Genomic DNA, 17,205 nt, shown 5'->3' with positions numbered 1-17,205 from the left:
GTCAAAAATTCTTTCGCCCGTAAATCAGATTTCGTGCCGGTGTGTATGAATGTAAATGCCGTCCGCTCCGGAAAAGGGTTTTTCCGCTCCGGAAAAGGTTTGTTTGGACGAACGCCTGCACACTAGCCCCGGCGCGGCTGGAATCGGTTCTTCCGAGGTGGGTCGGTTTCACGCGGATTGCATATCGCTGTCGTATCTTCAGCATGCGATGTTCAACGTGACATCGCATGATGGCATTCTCAAAATCTGGGAATGGGGCAGCAGGAAAATAACTGGCACGAGGGTAATACAAACTTCATATTTCGCCGGATCCGTTGATATATAGGATGAGCTGGCGAATGACTGGGTTTGTGTGGGTGTGAAGCATCGAGAAAGAAAAATCGTCAAGGAAATTCGATCGATTAATTCGATGCGGGGGTCGTTCGGCACGGCGGCGATGTTTTTCCGGAAATCCGGAAACGCGTTTGAAAGCCGAACGGAAAGGGTGAGTGGCGTCGCGTTGGCAGCCTGGCGGTTCGAAGGTCCGGGGGGCAGTCGCGTACGGTGCGCTATCGAATCAGGCGGGCACGAAAAATATGAACACGACAGGCATGGCAGGTCAACGGACCGGTTCGAGCGAACCGGTGCCGGCCGTCAGCGTCAGCGATCCGGCGGCGCATGCTTCAGTCCCGCGGGTCACGCGACGTCATCCTCCTCCCGAATGAAACAGGACGGGCCGCCCCGAGGTGCGGGCCGGCATCCGTCCATCCGGCGTCTGAACGGCGCTTTCCGATGAGATCCGAAGTCGCCGCTGGTTCGGCGCGACGGCGCACGCGCGTGCATTGGCCATGCGTCGCGCATCGTGCCGCCGCCGGGACGGCGACATCGGCTTCCATGTTTCGATAACCGGCGATCGTTGCCGCGCATCGTGCTGTCACGCACATGCGGGGTGCGGTCGCGTGATCGCGATAGCGATCGCGAGTGTCGTGCAGCGTTGCTCAGTCGTTTAGTTAGTCATCCAAAGTGAAGAGCGGAGCGTCACGAAGCAAGCGGAACGCGCAGGGATGCGTCTTCGCTGGCCGCAGCGTGCGTTGTCGCGTCATCCAGCACATGAGAACCGAGGGAAGACAAGATGAACAAGTCGTTCAAGTCGATCTGGAACGAAGCATTGGGAGCCTGGGTTGCGGCGTCGGAGCTTGACCGTGCGCGTGGCAAGCGGGTTGCGTCGTCGAGCAGCGATGCGCCGGGCAGCGCCGAGGTTGTCGAGTCGAACAGCGTCAATGCGCGTTGGAATCCGTCTCCCCGAGGGTTGATCGCGCTGCTGCTGATCGGTGCGGGCGGGTGGGGCACGCAGGCGCAGGCACAGGTGGATTGTACGGCGCCGCCGTACAACCTCTATAGCGGCGGCACGACGTGCGTGGGCTACCAGTCGACCGCGACGGGATCGGGGGCGACGGCGCTGGGTTACCACGCGAGTGCAAGCGGACTTTACGCGGTCGCACTCAGCCAGTTTTCCCAGGCAATCGCGGACGGCGCAATGGCGCTGGGCGGGGGCTCGATCTCCAGCGGCATCAATTCAGTTGCGCTGGGCGTCAGTTCCAGCGCTTCGGCGGCCGGCGCCAGCGCGCTGGGTACGTTCGCCGTCGCGACGGGGGGAAACTCCACCGCCCTCGGCGTCAGTTCAAGCGCGTTGGCGACTTACGCGTTGGCGGGCGGGTGGTCGAGCACCGCCAGCGGGTCGAGCGCCATCGCGTTCGGTTACCAGTCGATCGCCAGCGGTCTCAACTCGGTGTATCTGGGTGCGCGCACCGCCGCGGGCACCGGCGCGACGGCGGCGGGCGCAGTGGGTATCGGCACGGATGTCACGTCATCCGGCCCGTCTTCGCTGGCTGCGGGAACGGTGGCTCACGCCACTGCCCAGAACGCTGTGGCGTTGGGCGCGGGGGCCGCCGCCACTGGCGTGAGCGCGCTCGGCATGATGAACGGATCAAGTGCCAGCGGTGCCAATTCGATCGCGCTGGGCGGCGCGGATTCCGTTGCGGAAGGTGGGGCGTCGACGCCGGCGGCGGCGGCGGGCGCAGCAGCGTCCGGCATTCGCGCGATCGCGATCGGCACGGGTTCCAGTTCGGCCGGCACGTCGTCCATCGCGATCGGTGATTCGGCCGGGACGGGAACGAATACCAACGCCGTCGCGATGGGCACCAGCGCAACGGCGTCGGGCACCAGCGCCATCGCGTTGGGGAATCAGACGGTGGCCGGCAATAGCGATGCGACGGCGCTCGGCTTCAAGTCGCAAGCCCTTGCCGGATCGACCGTCGCCATCGGCGACAGCAATACGGTGGCGGCAGCGGCAGGCACCGGCTCGATCGCAGGCGGCCACAACTCGAAGGTGCTGACGGGTACCGGCGCCGTCGCGCTCGGCGAAGGCCAGACGGTCAGCGGCAATGGCGCGGTGGCGATCGGCGACCCGAGCACCGCGATCGGCACCGGCGCGGTCACGGCCGGTTCGAACAACACCGCGAACGGCAACGGCGCGGTGGCGATCGGCAATTCGAACAACGCGCAGGGCACCGGCTCGCTCGCGCTCGGCAACACGTCGACCGCGGCGGCGGCGGGCGCGGTGGCGTTCGGCGCGTCGGCCGTGGCGAACAATGCGAACGATGTCGCGCTCGGCTCGGGGTCGACGACGGCCGCGCCGAATCCGACGGCAAGCGCGGTGATCGGCGGCGTCACTTACAACTTCCAGGGCACGACGCCGACCAGCGTCGTCAGCGTCGGTGCACCGGGCACCGAACGCCAGATCACCAACGTCGCGGCCGGGCGCATCAGTTCGGCGAGCACGGATGCGATCAACGGTTCGCAGCTCGCTGCGACGAACCAGGCGGTCAATTCATTGTCGACGTCGACGGCGTCGAGTGTCAGTTCGTTGTCGACGGGCGTGTCGTCGTTGTCGACCGGGTTGTCGTCGGCCAATAGCTCGATTACGTCGCTGTCCACGTCGACGTCGACGGGCATCAGCTCGCTGTCGACGGGGTTGAGTTCGACGAACAGTGCCGTCACGTCGTTGTCGACTTCGACGTCGACGGGCATCAGCTCGTTATCGACGGGGTTGAGTTCGACCAACAGTTCGGTGACGTCGCTGTCGACTTCCACGTCGACGGGGTTGTCGTCGGCTACTAGCGCGATCACGTCGTTGTCCACGTCGACGTCGACCGGTATCAGCTCGCTGTCGACGGGGTTGAGTTCGACCAACAGTTCGGTGACTTCACTGTCGACTTCCACGTCGACGGGCTTGTCGTCGGCCACTAGCGCGATCACGTCGCTGTCCACGTCGACATCGACTGGCATCAGCTCGCTGTCGACCGGCCTGAGTTCGACCAACAGTTCGGTGACTTCACTGTCGACTTCCACGTCGACGGGCTTGTCATCGGCCACTAGTGCGATCACGTCGCTGTCCACGTCGACATCGACTGGCATCAGCTCGCTGTCGACCGGCCTGAGTTCGACCAACAGTTCGGTGACGTCGCTGTCGACGTCCACGTCGACGGGCTTGTCGTCGGCCACTAGCGCGATCACGTCGCTGTCCACGTCGACGTCGACCGGCCTGAGTTCGACGAACAGCTCGGTGACGTCGTTGTCGACGTCCACGTCGACGGGCATCAGCTCGCTGTCCACCGGCCTGTCGAGTACGAACAGCTCGGTCACGTCGCTGTCCACGTCGACCTCGACGGTCGTCGGTTCGCTGTCCACCGGCCTGAGTTCGACGAACAGCTCGGTGACGTCGCTGTCGACTTCGACGTCGACGGGTATCAGCTCGCTGTCGACCGGCCTGAGTTCGACCAACAGTTCGGTCACGTCGCTGTCCACATCGACGTCGACGGGCATCAGCTCACTGTCCACTGGCCTGTCGAGCACGAACAGCGCGGTGACGTCGCTGTCCACGTCGACCTCCACGGTCGTCGGTTCGCTGTCGACCGGCCTGAGCACGACGAACAGCAACGTGACGTCACTGTCGACCGCGACGTCGACGAGCATCGGTTCGCTGTCCACCGGGCTCAGTTCGACGACGAGCTCGATCACGTCGCTGTCGACGTCGACCTCGACGATCGTCGGCTCGTTGTCCACCGGCCTGTCGAGCACGAACAGCAACCTGACGTCGCTGTCGACCGCCACGTCGACGGGCATCAGTTCGTTGTCGACGGGCCTCAGCTCGATCGCGTCGAACAACGGCAATCTCGGCAACAGCACGGCCGGCGCGCTCGGCGGCGGCGCGACCTACAACCCGACGACCGGGACGATTTCGGCGCCGTCCTACGTGACCTACAACGGCGACGGCTCGACGACGATCAACAACAACGTCGGCTCGGCGATCGACAACATCAACGCGCACGGCATCAAGTATTTCCACGCGAACTCGACCGCGCCGGACAGCCAGGCGCTCGGCGTCGACAGCGTCGCGATCGGCCCGAACGCGATCGCGAAGGTGGACGGCAGCATCGCGCTCGGCGCCGGCTCGGTGTCCGATCGCGCGACGGTGCCGGCGTCCGGCATCATCCGCAACGGCAGCGCGTCGATTCCGTTCAACACGACCGACCAGACGTTGCTGGGCGCGGTATCGGTCGGCGACGCGGCGAGCAAGACGTATCGCCAGATCACCAACGTCGCGGACGGCACCGGCCAGCAGGACGCGGTGACCGTGCGGCAGCTGGCCGGCGCGTTGCAGTCGTTCGCGGTCACGACCACGAAGTATTTCCATGCGAACTCGACGGCGGTGGATTCGCTCGCGGTCGGCGCCGAATCGGTCGCGGTCGGCCCGACGACGGTCGTCAACGGCGACAACGGCGTGGGCATCGGCAACGGTGCGATCGTCGACGCGACCGCGCCGGGCGGCGTGGCGATCGGCCAGGCGGCCAGTTCCGCGCAAGCCGATGCCATCGCGCTCGGCAGCGGCGCGACGGCCACCGGCGCGCAGTCGGTCGCGCAGGGCGCCAACGCGCTCGCGGCCAGCGTGGGCAGCGTCGCGCTCGGATCGGGCGCGCACAGCAATGCGACCGACGCGCTCGCACTCGGCGCCGGCGCGTCGGCGACGCTGGCGAACAGCGTCGCGCTCGGCGCGGGTTCGCTGACCACGGTCGGCGCGCTGACCAACTACATCGCGTACGGCCTGAGCACCCCGCAGTCGTCGGCCGGCGAGGTGAACGTCGGCAACCGGCAGATCACCGGGCTGGCCGCCGGGAAGAACGGCTCCGACGCGGTGAACGTGTCGCAGCTCGATTCGGTTGCCAACCAGCTGACGACGCTGATCACCCAGCGCACGTCCAACCTCGGTTCGTACACGACGAATCCGAGCGGCACGAACGTGACGCCGGGCTCGACCGGTGCGAACTCGTCGGCGGGCGGCTCGGGCGCGGTTGCATCGGGCTCGAACAGCACGGCGGTCGGCAACGGGTCGCTGGCGTCCGGCAACGGGTCGACCGCGATCGGGGTCGGGTCGACGGCGTCGGGCGGCAATTCGACCGCGATCGGCACGGGCAGCAACGACGGCGGGCGCTCGAACGTCGTTGCGGTCGGCTCGGCGGATTCGGCGCGCCAGGTCGTCAACGTCGCGGCCGGCACGCAGGGCACCGACGCGGTCAACGTGAACCAGTTGAATGCGGTATCGAACCAGTTCACGCAGTCGCTGAACACCGTCAACAACCAGCTGACGCAGATGCAGCAGCAGATCCAGCAGACCGATTCGATGGCGCGCGAAGGGATCGCCGCAACCGCCGCGATCGCGTCGATTCCGCACATGGACCGCGACTCGAATTTCGCGATGGGGGTCGGTACGGCGAGCTTCCTCGGTCAGAAAGCGATGGCGGTCGGCGTGCAGGCGCGCATTACGGAGAACCTGAAGGCGACGCTGAATGGCGGTTTCAGCGGCAGTCAACGCGTCGTTGGCGGCGGCATGTTGTACCAGTGGAAGTAGTTCCGTGCGCACCGAATGAGAACGCATCCGCATGCGGCCGCGCTGCCGCGCCGCATGCGCGATTTCGAATCGATTTTCCGGAGTTATCCAGTGAACAAATACTCTCTTGCCTTGCTTGTGTCCGTGGCGTCCCTCGCCGCATGCTCGAGCGCGTCCGGGCCGACCTTCAACGCGTATGAGCTGCAACCGAGAAACGGTATCCGGACGTTCCGCGTCGACTGTCACGGCATCCTGTCGAGCGAAAAGACCTGCATGAAGGTGGCAACACGCGTGTGCGACAAGGAGGCGGTCCGCGTCGTCGATTCCGCGGCGCCATTGCGCGAAGGCGCCGACCCGCGGTCGCTCGAGTTCCAGTGCGGCGCGGCGCCCGCGCCGGCTCCGGAGCCCGCCGCGGCAGCGCCGGCCGCCGTTGAAAAGATCAGTTTGACCGGCGATGCGTACTTTGCGACCGACTCCGCAACGTTGACGCCCAAGGCTCAGGCGGCACTCGACGCATTGCTGAGTCGTCAGGCGGACCGGCGTTTCTCGCGTGCCACGGTGACGGGTTATACCGATGCCGTCGGTTCGGAGGCGCACAATCTCGTGCTGTCGCGGCGCCGAGCCGAGTCGGTCGCGTCGTACTTGCGCGAACATGGCCTGAAGGCGGATTCCGTCACGGCGACCGGCAGGGGAGAAGCCGATCCGGTGGGCTCGAACGATACCGCGGAAGGGCGAGCGAGCAATCGACGCGTGGAGATTTTACTTCAGAATTAACGGACAGGCGGCCGCCAGCGACATCGTCAACGGCGGCCGGCATGCGACGACCCTGCGTTGGGGAGACCAAAACAACGTGGCGCGGGAGGGAACGGGTCCGGACGCGCCGGGCCCGTGTGGCACGCCCGCTCGTTATCATGCGTGACAGCGGGAAGTCCGTGAAGGTCCGTCACTGGACGGGGTGGCGTTCACGCGCGTCGCCTCAACCGCGAAACGGCAATCCGAACGGACGAGCGCCGTCGATGTTCCGACGGCGCTCGTCACGTTTGCGGATCGTTCCTGCCCGACACTCATGCGTCGTGGGCCCATCGGCGCCCGCCATCGCATTGCCGCGCCAGGCGGGTGTCAGCGCGGCCGCATCGGCAGGACTGCAATGACCGACTGGCCGCGACGGGGCCGACATCACGCATGGGCGGACAAGTCGAGCGCCCGACAGCGGACGCCACGTCAGTGTCTGATCACGCAGACGGCCACGATTTCATACCCTGGGTCGGCGTGCGCGTGGGCTGCTTCTTCCGCTTCTTCATACGAACAAAAGGACGTGGCATCTTCAACCGCCGGTGCCATACCGATGTCACCGTCCTCGGCGGTACAGAGGAACTGCTCGCCGGTCTTCACGACGTAGATGGACATCATGATTCCCTCCATGGTTTGCAGGGGGAAGTTTCAGTCTAGCAGGCCGGAGGAGGGGCGGGCGATCCGCTGCGTCCGATCCGCCGGACGTCACGGATGGCCGTCGACCCGGAGCGGTCCATCGATCCGGCATCGCGTGACGACGCGGTTTCACGATCTTCGATCGGCCCCGATCTGTCTGCCTGTAGTGGGGGCGGAAAGCCGTGCACAATACGCGCATGCAAGCCCCAGACCTCGAAACCCTCGTCACCGTCACCATGCCCTTCGGAAAATACAAGGGCCGACTCATTGCCGACCTGCCCGGGAACTACCTCAACTGGCTGGCCCGTGAGGGATTCCCGCGCGGTGAAATCGGCCGACAGCTCGCGCTGATGCACGAAATCGATCACAACGGCCTGAGAGGTTTGCTGGAGCCGCTCCGCAAACGCGGATAGAGCATATCGGCGGCGCTTGACGCTGCGCGTTACGTCGCCCACATCGCATCGGTCGTCGTTGCCGTTTGGTCCGGAGATTCGCACACGACGTTGTTCTTGGCACCTGCCCGACACGCGGGGACGCGCATAGCGCTCATTGCCGCACGAAACGAATCGGCCATACGGCGCCACCACGCGTATTTGCACAATTACCGCGTCGCCGTTGCTGACCTAGAATACAAAATACTCCCTTGCGGGTGAGTTGATGGCAGAAAAGGGGTGCCAACATGAGACGCCTTTATTTCCTCGTCCCCGATACGCAGATGGCGAAAGCGATCGTCGACGATTTGCTGCGCGCACGCATCATCTGGCGCCATATCCACGTGCTCGCTGATCACAGCGTCACACTCGATCAGTTGCCCGAAGCATCGTTGCTGCAAAGCAGCGATGTCGTGCACGCGCTCGAGCGCGGCGTGGCGCTCGGCGGTGCGACGGGCGCGCTGATCGGCCTGGTCGCGCTGGTGTTCCCGCCCGCCGAGCTCGTGATCGCGGGCGGCGCCGTCGTCGCATTGACGCTGGCCGGAGCGGGCTTCGGGGCATGGACGGCCGCGATGATCGGCATCGCCGAGCCGAACGTGCGACTCCAGCGATTTCGCGAAGCCATCCGGGAAGGCCAGATTCTGATCATGGCCGACGTACCGGGATCGCGAGAGCAGGAAATCGAAGAGATGGTCGCCCAGCATTTTCCGAAGGCGGATCTGGAAGGCGCCGAGCCTACGACACCGATCTTCCCCTGACACTCGAAAACCGCGATACACGACACCTGAGGCTGGCTCTGCATTGCGCATGCCGGATTCAGGCCGGAGTGAAATCGGCATCCGTCCGCGCAGGAGAATTGCCGGGGACGCCCGTTGCCCCGGCACCGCCGTTCCATGTCGCACCGACACCCGCCGGCCCCCTCGCCGGAACGCATGCAGAACGCCGTGGAGCCATACAGAGCGCAGGGTTTTTGCACCTTGCATTGGCACCCATATCTGCCATTCTGAATCGCAGAAGGGACGTACTTGTGACGCACGTGGCGCCCTCCTAACCTGAATGCCGAAGCTGAACTGTCCGCAAGGAGGTCGTATGGAACTGAACATTCAATCACACCATTGGCAACGGCGGACGCCCGACTGGCTCGCCGCTGCCGTGGCCGGTCTTGCGGGTGGCGCCCTGGTGATCGTGCTCGAATTCTTCTGGTCGACCATGGTGCTCGACGAAAGCCCGTGGCAACCGACCCACAAGATCGCGGCGATGGTGTTGGGTCGCAGTGCGCTCGAACAGATGTCGGTCTTCAGCGTCGGCATCGTGGGGACGGCGCTGATACTGCACTACGTGCTCGGCGCCATCATGGGGATGATTCTCGCCGTGATCATTGCGCCGTTCCGCTTCGATTCGAGTGTGCGCATGGAGGCTGCCATCGGGCTGGCCTTCGGGATCGTCGCGTATGTGTGGAACTTCTATGTGATGACAGCCGTGTTCCCATGGTTCGTCTCGGAGCGAGGTTCCGGACCCTTGTTGGCAAACCTGCTGTTCGGTGTGGTCACCGCCGTCACCTACGGCATGCTCGAGCGGCGCAAGCAGGACGCGATGCGCTGACACGCCGTGTTTTCCCGCCGCGCGAACAGACCCCGGAACACCCGGCGCCCTCGTGAGACAGCCGCCTCGACAACCCATGCCGGAGGCGCCGTTCTGCATGGCATCGCGGCAAGCGACGCCTCCATTCGCGCGGTGCGCCCATGGGGCGCGCGTCCCCGTTGCGCTGCCTTGCACGATGCGGAGGAGAGGACTACCTTTGCTTTAGAGCCCGCTTGAACCGCTTGGCGAATCGGTCCTGGCAGACTGCCGGCGAAATCAATACGACGTACGACATGGCGGCACAACGACGCCAGGAACGTTGTTGGCGGCTCCGACGAGTGACACGCAGCGAGGCGGCGAATGGCGCTTGCGATTGCCCTGACCCTGATCATCGTATTGGCGGTGGGGTTTCACTTTGCCAGTCCCTGGTGGATCACGCCGATCGCGTCGAACTGGGTGCGCATGGACGACATGCTGACGATCACGCTCGTCATCACCGGCGCGCTCTTCATCGCGATCAACCTGTTCATTGTGGTCGCACTGGTGCGCTACCGCCACCGCAGCGGGCATCGTGCTGCTTACGAGCCGCACAACCGGCGGCTGGAATGGTGGCTGATCGGCCTGACCTCGGTCGGCGTGGCAGCGTTGCTGGCACCGGGGCTCTTTGTCTACGCGGACTACGTACGGCCGCCGCCCAAGGTGATGCAGATGGAGGTGCTCGGCCAGCAATGGCAATGGCGCTTCCGTTTTGCCGGCCCCGGCGGCAAGCTGGGCACGTCGGACGTGCGCTACATCAGCAACGACAACCCCTTCGGCCTCAACCCTGCCGACCCGAATGGTCGGGACAACTACCTGATCGAGGCGCCCGAGGTGCACCTGCCGCTCAACCGGCCGATCCAGGTCCTGACGCGCTCGCGCGACGTGCTGCACGACTTCTACGTCCCGCCGTTCCGTGCGCGCATGAACATGGTGCCCGGCATGGTCACCACCTTCTGGTTCACGCCGACCCGGGCAGGGCGTTACGACATCCTGTGCGCGCAGCTCTGCGGCATCGGGCATTCGAACATGCGCGGCGTGGTGGTGGTGGAAGACGAAGCGTCGTTCTCGCGCTGGCTGGCGCGGCAAAGCACGTTCGAGCAGCGGCAGCAGGCCCGCGTGGAGGCCGCCCCCGCCGCCGCCGGCGGCAGCGCGCAGGCGCTTGCCGAACAGGGCAAGGCGCTCGCGGCGGCCAAGGGCTGCGTCGCCTGCCATACCGTGGACGGCAGCCCGCGCGTGGGCCCCACCTGGCAGGGCCTGTACGGCAAGACCGAAACGATGGCCGACGGCAGTACCGCGAAGGTGGACGACGCTTATCTGCGCGCGTTCATCCGCGACCCGACGGCCCGCGTCGTGAAGGGCTACTCGCCGATCATGCCGCACTTCGACCTGAGCGAGCAGGAACTGTCCGCGCTGGTTGCCTATATCAAGGCGCAGGGCGGGCCGGCTGCCAGCACCGCTGCCCAGCCGTAGCGGAGCCAGCCATGCCGTACGCACACACCGACCACGCCCAGCACGGTTTCTGGACCCGCTATGTCTGGAGCCAGGACCACAAGGTCATCGCCGTGCAGTACGCGCTGACGGCCATCGCCATCGGCCTGGTCGGCCTGGTGTTGTCGGACCTGATGCGGTTGCAGCTCGGTTTTCCGGGCAAGTTCGCTTTCATCGACGCCAGCCACTACTACCAGTTCGTCACCATGCACGGGATGATCATGGTGATCTACCTGCTGACGGCGCTGTTTCTGGGCGGCTTCGGCAACTACCTGATCCCGCTGATGCTCGGCGCGCGCGACATGGTGTTCCCGTTTCTCAACATGCTGAGCTACTGGGTCTATCTGCTGGCCGTGCTGGTGCTGGTGGCGAGCTTCTTCGTGCCGGGCGGGCCGACCGGCGCGGGCTGGACGCTGTATCCGCCGCAGGCGATCCTGCCGGGCACGCCGGGCGTGGAGTGGGGCATCGTGCTGATGCTGGTGTCGCTGGCGATCTTCATCGTCGCGGCGACGATGGGCGGCCTGAACTACGTCACCACCACGCTGCAGGCACGCACGCGCGGCATGACGCTGATGCGCATGCCGCTCACCGTGTGGGGCATCTTCATCGCGACCATCTTGGCGCTGCTGGCGTTTCCGGCGCTGTTCGTGTCGGCGGTGATGATGCTGCTCGACAGGACGCTCGGCACCAGTTTCTTCATACCGGCCGTGGTGTCGATGGGGCAGACGCTCAAGCATGCCGGCGGCAGCCCGCTGCTGTTCCAGCACCTGTTCTGGTTCTTCGGGCATCCGGAGGTCTACATCGTCGCGCTGCCGGCGTTCGGCATTGCGTCGGACCTCATCAGCACGCACGCGCGCAAGAGCATCTTCGGATACCGGATGATGGTGTGGGCGATCGTGATCATCGGCGCGCTGAGCTTCGTGGTCTGGGCGCACCACATGTTCATCGCCGGCATGAATCCGTACTTCGGCTTTTTCTTCGCGACCACGACGCTGATCATTGCCGTCCCGACCGCGCTCAAGGTCTACAACTGGGTGCTGACGCTGTGGCGCGGCGATATCCACCTGACCGTGCCGATGCTGTTCGCCATCGGCTTCATCAGCACCTTCGTGCTCGGCGGGCTGACCGGGCTCTACCTCGGCAACGTGAGCGTGGACATTCCGCTGTCGAATACGTACTTCGTGGTCGCGCACTTCCATATGGTGATGGCCGTGTCGCCGATCCTGGTGGTGTTCGGCGGCCTCTACCACTGGTATCCGAAGGTGACCGGCCGCATGCTCGACGACACGCTCGGGCGCGCGCACTTCTGGATCACCTTCGTCGGCACCTATGCGATCTACTTCCCGATGCACTATCTCGGCATCCTCGGCATGCCGCGACGGTATTACGCGTATCAGGGCTACAGCTTCATTCCGCAATCGGCGCAGACGCTCAACACCTTCATCACCGTCGTTGCACTGATCGTGGCGGCGGCGCAGTTGCTGTTCCTGTTCAATCTGGCGTGGAGTCTCGTGCGCGGCAAGCGTGCCGACGGCAATCCGTGGCGGGCCACCACGCTCGAATGGCAGACGCCGCAAACGCCGCCGGTGCACGGCAACTGGGGCACCGAGCAGCCCGTCGTCTACCGCTGGGCATACGAATACAGTCCGCCGGGGCAGGAGCAGGACTTCGTCCCGCAAAACCAGCCGCCCGCGACGGCGCCCGAGCCGGCCCGGCCGACGCTTCACTCCGGTGAGGCACACGAATGACCACGCTGCCGCGCCCCTTCGTTCCCGACCCGCGACCGGTGTTGCCGAATGCGGGTCGCACGGGCCTGATCGTCTTCATGGCGGTGGCCACGACCTTGTTTTCGCTGCTGCTGCTCGCCTATGGCATGCGCATGCGTGAACCCGACTGGCAACCGATCCCGCATCCGGCGCTGCTGTGGTGGAACACCGCCGCGCTGGCGCTGGCCGGCATCGCCATGCAGCGTGCCCGACGGATGAGCCCGCACCGCGCGGCGTGGCTGGTCGCCGGCGGGGTGCTGGCGGCCCTGTTCGTGATCGGGCAACTGACCGCGTGGCGCATGCTGTCCGCGGCCGGGCAGACCGTCACCGTCAATCCTTCCGACAGCTTCCTGTACCTGCTGACCGGCCTGCACGGGTTGCATGTGCTGGGCGGGCTGGTGGCCTGGGTCATGACGATCGCGCGGCTGCGGCGCACGGATCCGTTCCGGGTTCAGCGCGCGATCGCGCTCTGCGCCCTCTACTGGCATTTTCTGCTGGCGGTCTGGCTCGTGCTGCTGGCGGCGATGTGGTGGATCACCCCCGGATTCGTCGCCGCCATCTGCGGGCCGCTGTATGGAGCCGCGCCATGACCTCGCCCACGCTTCCTGGCGAATCGGCGGGCGAACCGGCTACCCCCGCGCCGCCCGACACCGGGCCTGACGGCTGGCGCGGCATCGTCACGGACTGGTCGGCCGATCGCGAAGCCTTCAAGGTGCCGTGGGGCAAGGCGATGATGTGGATCTTCCTGCTGTCGGACACCTTCGTGTTCAGCAGCTTCCTGATCGGCTACATGACGGTGCGCATCTCGACCACGGCGCCGTGGCCCGACACGTCGAAGGTGTTCGGGCTCACGGTGGGCGGCCTGGATGTGCCGTTGCTGCTGATCGCCATCATGACGTTCATCCTGATCACCAGCAGCGGCACCATGGCGATGGCGGTCAATTTCGGCTACCGGCGCAACGCCCGGCGCGCCAGCGCGCTGTTGCTCGCGACCGCGCTGCTGGGGGCGTCCTTCGTGTCGATGCAGGCGCTCGAATGGACCAAGCTGATCGTCCACGAAGGGATCCGGCCCTGGGGCAACCCGCTGGGCGCGGCGCAGTTCGGCGCGTGCTTTTTCACGATCACCGGGTTCCACGGTTTTCACGTGACCTGCGGCGTGATCTACCTGCTGCTGGTCGCACGCAGGATCCGGCGGCCGGGGTTCGACGCGCACGGCAACTTCCAGATCGTCGAGATTGCCGGTCTGTACTGGCACTTCGTCGACCTGGTGTGGGTGTTCATCTTCGCGCTGTTCTATTTGTGGTGAGGCAAGCCATGGATCACACCGATCCCGTCGATCGACCCGACGCCGCGCACGGCCAGCAGCATCCGATCGGCCTCTACCTGAAGATCTGGGGCCTGCTGTTCGTGTTGAGCACGATGTCGTACCTGGTCGATTACTTCCGCGTGCAGGGCCTGGCGCGCTGGGGGCTGATCGTCGTGCTCATGATCGCCAAGGCCGGGCTGATCGTGTCGATCTTCATGCACATGATGTGGGAGCGGCTGGCGCTGGTGTACGCGATCCTGATGCCGCCGCTGTGCCTGCTGGTGCTCATGGTGCTGATGGCTGCCGAAGCGCATCACACACTCGGCATGCGGGAACTGTTCTTTAGATGATTGCTTCGCCGGGCGGTTCGGGGGCGACGAATGTGTCGCATCGCGATGGATAGGGTGATGTGCCGCGGTTACGGGCCGGGTGGCGTCATGGCATCGGAGGCGGCCAGGTTTGAAATCACCGGAACACGGGCGTGTTGCAACGGCCGGCATGATGATGCTGCCGGTCTGCGTCGTGCACGCCATGGCGGACATGCTTCACGTGCCCGAACCCGTCTGGTTCGGGCCTGACGAACTATCGGGCGACGCTTCGCGGACATCCGGTCACACAAACATGGAGGAGGACGCCATGAAGTTTTCACGCAGACGTTTTATTGCTGCCACCACCGTTCTGGCATCCGCGCTGGCCTTTGGACGCCGCGCTGCGGCGGCAGATGCCGGGGCCGGTGCCGTGCAGGAAACCGATGCAAACGCCCAGGCCCTTGGCTACAAGACGGATGGAAGCCGGGTCGACCATGCGAAGTTCCCGACATTTCAGGCGGGCGAGGCCTGCGCGAATTGCCAGTTCTTTCAGGGCAAGACCGGTGCCGCGATGGCGCCGTGCGCCATTTTCGGCGGCAAGCAGGTCAATGCGAAAGGCTGGTGCAGCGCTTATGCGAAAAAGGCGTAGCAAGGTAGGGGCGACCTGACCGCCGGGATTCGTGATGCCCGGCGGGCGGAAGTCTTGCGCGTGCAGCGCGTCGCCAGCTGTCGATGCGCAGACAACGCTGAAGCGGTGAAGGTTGGAGCGCAACGAGTTTCCGGAAGCTTGTTCACGGATCACTGCAACTCTCCGCTCAGCGACCGTTGCGTATGGCCGGAGTGCCGTGCTGACGGCATGCCGCAACGGTTGCGAGCGAAACGAAAGCATTCCGTCGGGTCAGCAGAATGCTGTGCAGCCTTGAGCCGTTACCAGTGCCAGACCTGATCGAAGCGGTCGAACAGGGCGGGGATCTCGGCACGCGCGAGCGGCGTCAGGCCGCCGATGACATCGTCCTGTGCCAGTCCACAGTCGTGCATGTCCTCGGTGACCGCATACACGGTAACGCCGACGCCGATCATTTTGTCCAGATCCTTATCGAGCGCCGGCGGATGGACCTGTCGGCGCGCGCCGAAGGCGAGGCCGGTGGCATCCTGCCCGCGCGCTGCATAGTTCACGGCGCTCCCGCACAGCAGCAGGCTGATGTCCGCACCGGCGTTTTTCAGCACATGGTTTAGCCACAGGATGGTGTCATCCTGTTCTTCCAGGGTAGCCCGGTACGCTGTCTCAACAATGCTCAGGATTTTCATGGCGCGGCTCCTATTTCGTCGGGATTACCAGCACAGCGTTGCTTTGAATCGAGGCGTCGAGAAAATCCTTCGGGCTGCCTCGGCGGGGACCCTCAATCCAGTCGCCTGCGCCGCGTTCGTCCACACACAGGCCGCAGTTGATCCAATCGAGCTTGGCACCCTGCTGGGCAGCGAGTTGAAACAAGGCTGCCACCCAGTCCCTGGTTGTCGGGTGATCCTCCTCCTCCACGGATGTGCCCTTGACTGGATTGGCATGTGGGGCTTGCGCCTTCATGGTCAGATTGACTGCACCTTCGTAGGCGAACACCGTTACGTCGTGCCCTCGTTGCAGGGCCGCATCCACAATGCGCAGCGCCGTCGTGCTCGCTGCCTTCTCATACGGGGGATCCATCAGTGCCAGGGTCAATTTCATACCGGTAGCCATCACGTTCTCCTTAATTCAATGCCAAATGGCCTTGGTTCCCGCCACAAAGAGAAGATCCACGAGTTGTCCGATGTCCGCCTTCTGGACACCTTCCGCCAGCCGTCCGATCGCCCGTTCGCGCAGGGAGAATTCATCGGCAAGGACGGTGATGCCGCTGCGCGTCAGATCCGCATATCGCTCGCTGAATTTTGCCCCCGGACGAGTGGAAAGGACGCCGTTCTGAACCAGGAACACTGTGACCGTGTTGCCCCTCTGGCGTATGCCCCTGACAAGCTCCTCGACACGCTGAGTATCCCCGGCACCATATGGATCGCGCGATTCTACGAACAGGTAATTTGCCATGTTGGCCTCCGGCCCAAAAAAGCGGTTCCCACCGATGGGTTGCCCCGGTGTCGCGTCCGTCGAAACGGGCACCGACTCGCCGTGCGGCGCGTGGGCCGCGCACAGCTCATGAATTGGGTATAGCAGAACGGACAGATAGTCCAAGTAACTGCGTGTCATGGCGCGGGAACGCTTATGCGTGTGGTCTGCCGTTGTTGAAGCACGGCACAAGCAGGCAGCTTCTCCGGAGTGTTACGGCCGATGCGGGCCGCGGAGCGGACATTCCCCGGCAGGCGCGAACGTCTCTTCCTGGCCGGCCTCTGACCCACGCGGTCGGCCGTAGCCGACCCCGAACGGTCTTTTAGCATCCCGAAGCGTGAATAGCGCTTCGAAAAGCGAAGCAGGCCTTCGTCGGGTAAAGTCCACGGACAGACTATCGGCCTGCGTGGTCATGCACACTGCAACGTCGGTATGCTCGCTCTTCGCCTCAGACCAGCCAGTCGCAGAGGGTACTTGTCCCGGTCATCAGGCGAACTAGACTTAGGGCGAATATGCCTGCCTCCCCGGGGAGAAACCATGAAACACCTGATGAAGGGTTTCCTGCTTGCCGTTGCCCTACTGACCGTGGTTGGCGGCACCGTCGGCACCTATGCGATCCTCTCCGCACGGTCGGCTCATGCTGAGCCGTGCGGTGGCCGTGGGTATCCGCAGGACGGTGGCGGCAATCCGCCCTGACCCAAGTACGGAGCGCGCGTCAGCGCCCCCGAGTGGGGCAAAAGCGGCGGACCAGGCGCAGCGCTGGTCCGGTGTCCGGGGCGAACCGACGTTCGAATGCCCATCACGGCGCGCGAGCGAATGGCTGGAGAGGGTCGATCGAGT

At 64.9% G+C, this 17,205-nt stretch carries 17 protein-coding genes; 12 read left to right on the top strand and 5 right to left on the bottom strand.

The features are described 5' to 3' along the window. Positions 1-1,017: 1,017 nt before the first annotated feature. Positions 1,018-1,260 carry a hypothetical protein gene (locus ACTRWB_RS17525; protein ID WP_446902772.1) on the bottom strand — a complete coding sequence of 81 codons (243 nt, stop codon included), beginning with the start codon at positions 1,258-1,260 and terminating at the stop codon, positions 1,018-1,020. On the opposite strand from ACTRWB_RS17525, the gene ACTRWB_RS17520 reads away from it, so the two are divergent. Further along, on the top strand, positions 1,148-5,947 hold the full coding sequence (locus ACTRWB_RS17520) for a YadA-like family protein (RefSeq protein WP_446902767.1): 4,800 nt from the start codon (positions 1,148-1,150) through the stop codon (positions 5,945-5,947). The genes ACTRWB_RS17525 and ACTRWB_RS17520 overlap by 113 nt on opposite strands. Positions 5,948-6,037: 90 nt before the next feature. Then, the gene (locus ACTRWB_RS17515; protein ID WP_446902766.1) at positions 6,038-6,700 is read left to right on the top strand and encodes an OmpA family protein; all 663 of its coding nucleotides are present in this window, start codon (positions 6,038-6,040) and stop codon (positions 6,698-6,700) included. 447 nt (positions 6,701-7,147) lie between these two features. Here ACTRWB_RS17515 and ACTRWB_RS17510 read toward each other — a convergent pair whose 3' ends face one another. Next, a complete protein-coding gene (locus ACTRWB_RS17510; RefSeq protein ID WP_048248396.1) occupies positions 7,148-7,336 on the bottom strand; it encodes a hypothetical protein in 189 nt (62 codons plus the stop codon). Between the two features lie 215 nt (positions 7,337-7,551). On the opposite strand from ACTRWB_RS17510, the gene ACTRWB_RS17505 reads away from it, so the two are divergent. The 9 genes from ACTRWB_RS17505 to ACTRWB_RS17465 all read left to right on the top strand — a co-directional run bounded on the left by ACTRWB_RS17505 (position 7,552) and on the right by ACTRWB_RS17465 (position 14,922). Continuing rightward, positions 7,552-7,767: a DUF3820 family protein gene (locus ACTRWB_RS17505; protein ID WP_129518290.1), complete on the top strand. Its 216-nt coding sequence runs from the start codon at positions 7,552-7,554 to the stop codon at positions 7,765-7,767. Positions 7,768-8,033: 266 nt separating this feature from the next. Beyond that, complete coding sequence (locus tag ACTRWB_RS17500; protein WP_193102585.1) at positions 8,034-8,543, top strand: DUF1269 domain-containing protein; 510 nt, start codon at positions 8,034-8,036, stop codon at positions 8,541-8,543. A 331-nt stretch (positions 8,544-8,874) separates the two neighbouring features. Beyond that, complete coding sequence (locus tag ACTRWB_RS17495; RefSeq protein ID WP_446902657.1) at positions 8,875-9,387, top strand: hypothetical protein; 513 nt, start codon at positions 8,875-8,877, stop codon at positions 9,385-9,387. Between the two features lie 339 nt (positions 9,388-9,726). Continuing rightward, the gene (locus ACTRWB_RS17490; protein ID WP_446902656.1) at positions 9,727-10,875 is read left to right on the top strand and encodes a c-type cytochrome; all 1,149 of its coding nucleotides are present in this window, start codon (positions 9,727-9,729) and stop codon (positions 10,873-10,875) included. Positions 10,876-10,886: 11 nt separating this feature from the next. Continuing rightward, a complete protein-coding gene (ctaD, locus tag ACTRWB_RS17485; protein WP_446902655.1) occupies positions 10,887-12,641 on the top strand; it encodes a cytochrome c oxidase subunit I in 1,755 nt (584 codons plus the stop codon). Further along, on the top strand, positions 12,638-13,249 hold the full coding sequence (locus tag ACTRWB_RS17480) for a cytochrome c oxidase subunit 3 (RefSeq protein WP_446902654.1): 612 nt from the start codon (positions 12,638-12,640) through the stop codon (positions 13,247-13,249). The genes ctaD and ACTRWB_RS17480 overlap by 4 nt, the downstream gene beginning before the upstream one ends. Then, on the top strand, positions 13,246-13,965 hold the full coding sequence (locus ACTRWB_RS17475) for a heme-copper oxidase subunit III family protein (RefSeq protein ID WP_446902653.1): 720 nt from the start codon (positions 13,246-13,248) through the stop codon (positions 13,963-13,965). The genes ACTRWB_RS17480 and ACTRWB_RS17475 overlap by 4 nt, the downstream gene beginning before the upstream one ends. A gap of 8 nt (positions 13,966-13,973) precedes the next feature. Beyond that, entirely contained in the window at positions 13,974-14,315 is a 342-nt protein-coding gene (locus tag ACTRWB_RS17470) for a cytochrome C oxidase subunit IV family protein (protein WP_412026210.1), read from the top strand. Positions 14,316-14,601: 286 nt separating this feature from the next. After that, positions 14,602-14,922, top strand: coding sequence for a high-potential iron-sulfur protein (locus ACTRWB_RS17465; RefSeq protein ID WP_048248399.1), 321 nt, complete (start codon positions 14,602-14,604; stop codon positions 14,920-14,922). A 278-nt stretch (positions 14,923-15,200) separates the two neighbouring features. On the opposite strand, the gene ACTRWB_RS17460 is transcribed toward ACTRWB_RS17465, so the two are convergent. The 3 genes from ACTRWB_RS17460 to ACTRWB_RS17450 are packed head-to-tail and all read right to left on the bottom strand — an operon-like array spanning position 15,201 to position 16,347. Continuing rightward, positions 15,201-15,581, bottom strand: a complete 381-nt coding sequence (locus tag ACTRWB_RS17460) for a DsrE family protein (protein WP_193102590.1) — start codon at positions 15,579-15,581, stop codon at positions 15,201-15,203. A gap of 10 nt (positions 15,582-15,591) precedes the next feature. Beyond that, positions 15,592-16,005: a DsrE/DsrF/TusD sulfur relay family protein gene (locus ACTRWB_RS17455; RefSeq protein WP_193102591.1), complete on the bottom strand. Its 414-nt coding sequence runs from the start codon at positions 16,003-16,005 to the stop codon at positions 15,592-15,594. A gap of 15 nt (positions 16,006-16,020) precedes the next feature. After that, a complete protein-coding gene (locus tag ACTRWB_RS17450; protein WP_419690504.1) occupies positions 16,021-16,347 on the bottom strand; it encodes a sulfur reduction protein DsrE in 327 nt (108 codons plus the stop codon). Between the two features lie 555 nt (positions 16,348-16,902). Here ACTRWB_RS17450 and ACTRWB_RS17445 point away from each other — a divergent pair. Beyond that, positions 16,903-17,061 carry a hypothetical protein gene (locus tag ACTRWB_RS17445; protein WP_446902652.1) on the top strand — a complete coding sequence of 53 codons (159 nt, stop codon included), beginning with the start codon at positions 16,903-16,905 and terminating at the stop codon, positions 17,059-17,061. The last annotated feature ends 144 nt before the right edge of the window (positions 17,062-17,205 follow it).

The organism is Burkholderia sp. YIM B11467 (genome assembly GCF_052952715.1).
The sequence above is the reverse complement of the archived record's forward strand: the minus strand, read 5'-3'. Positions and strand labels throughout refer to the sequence as shown.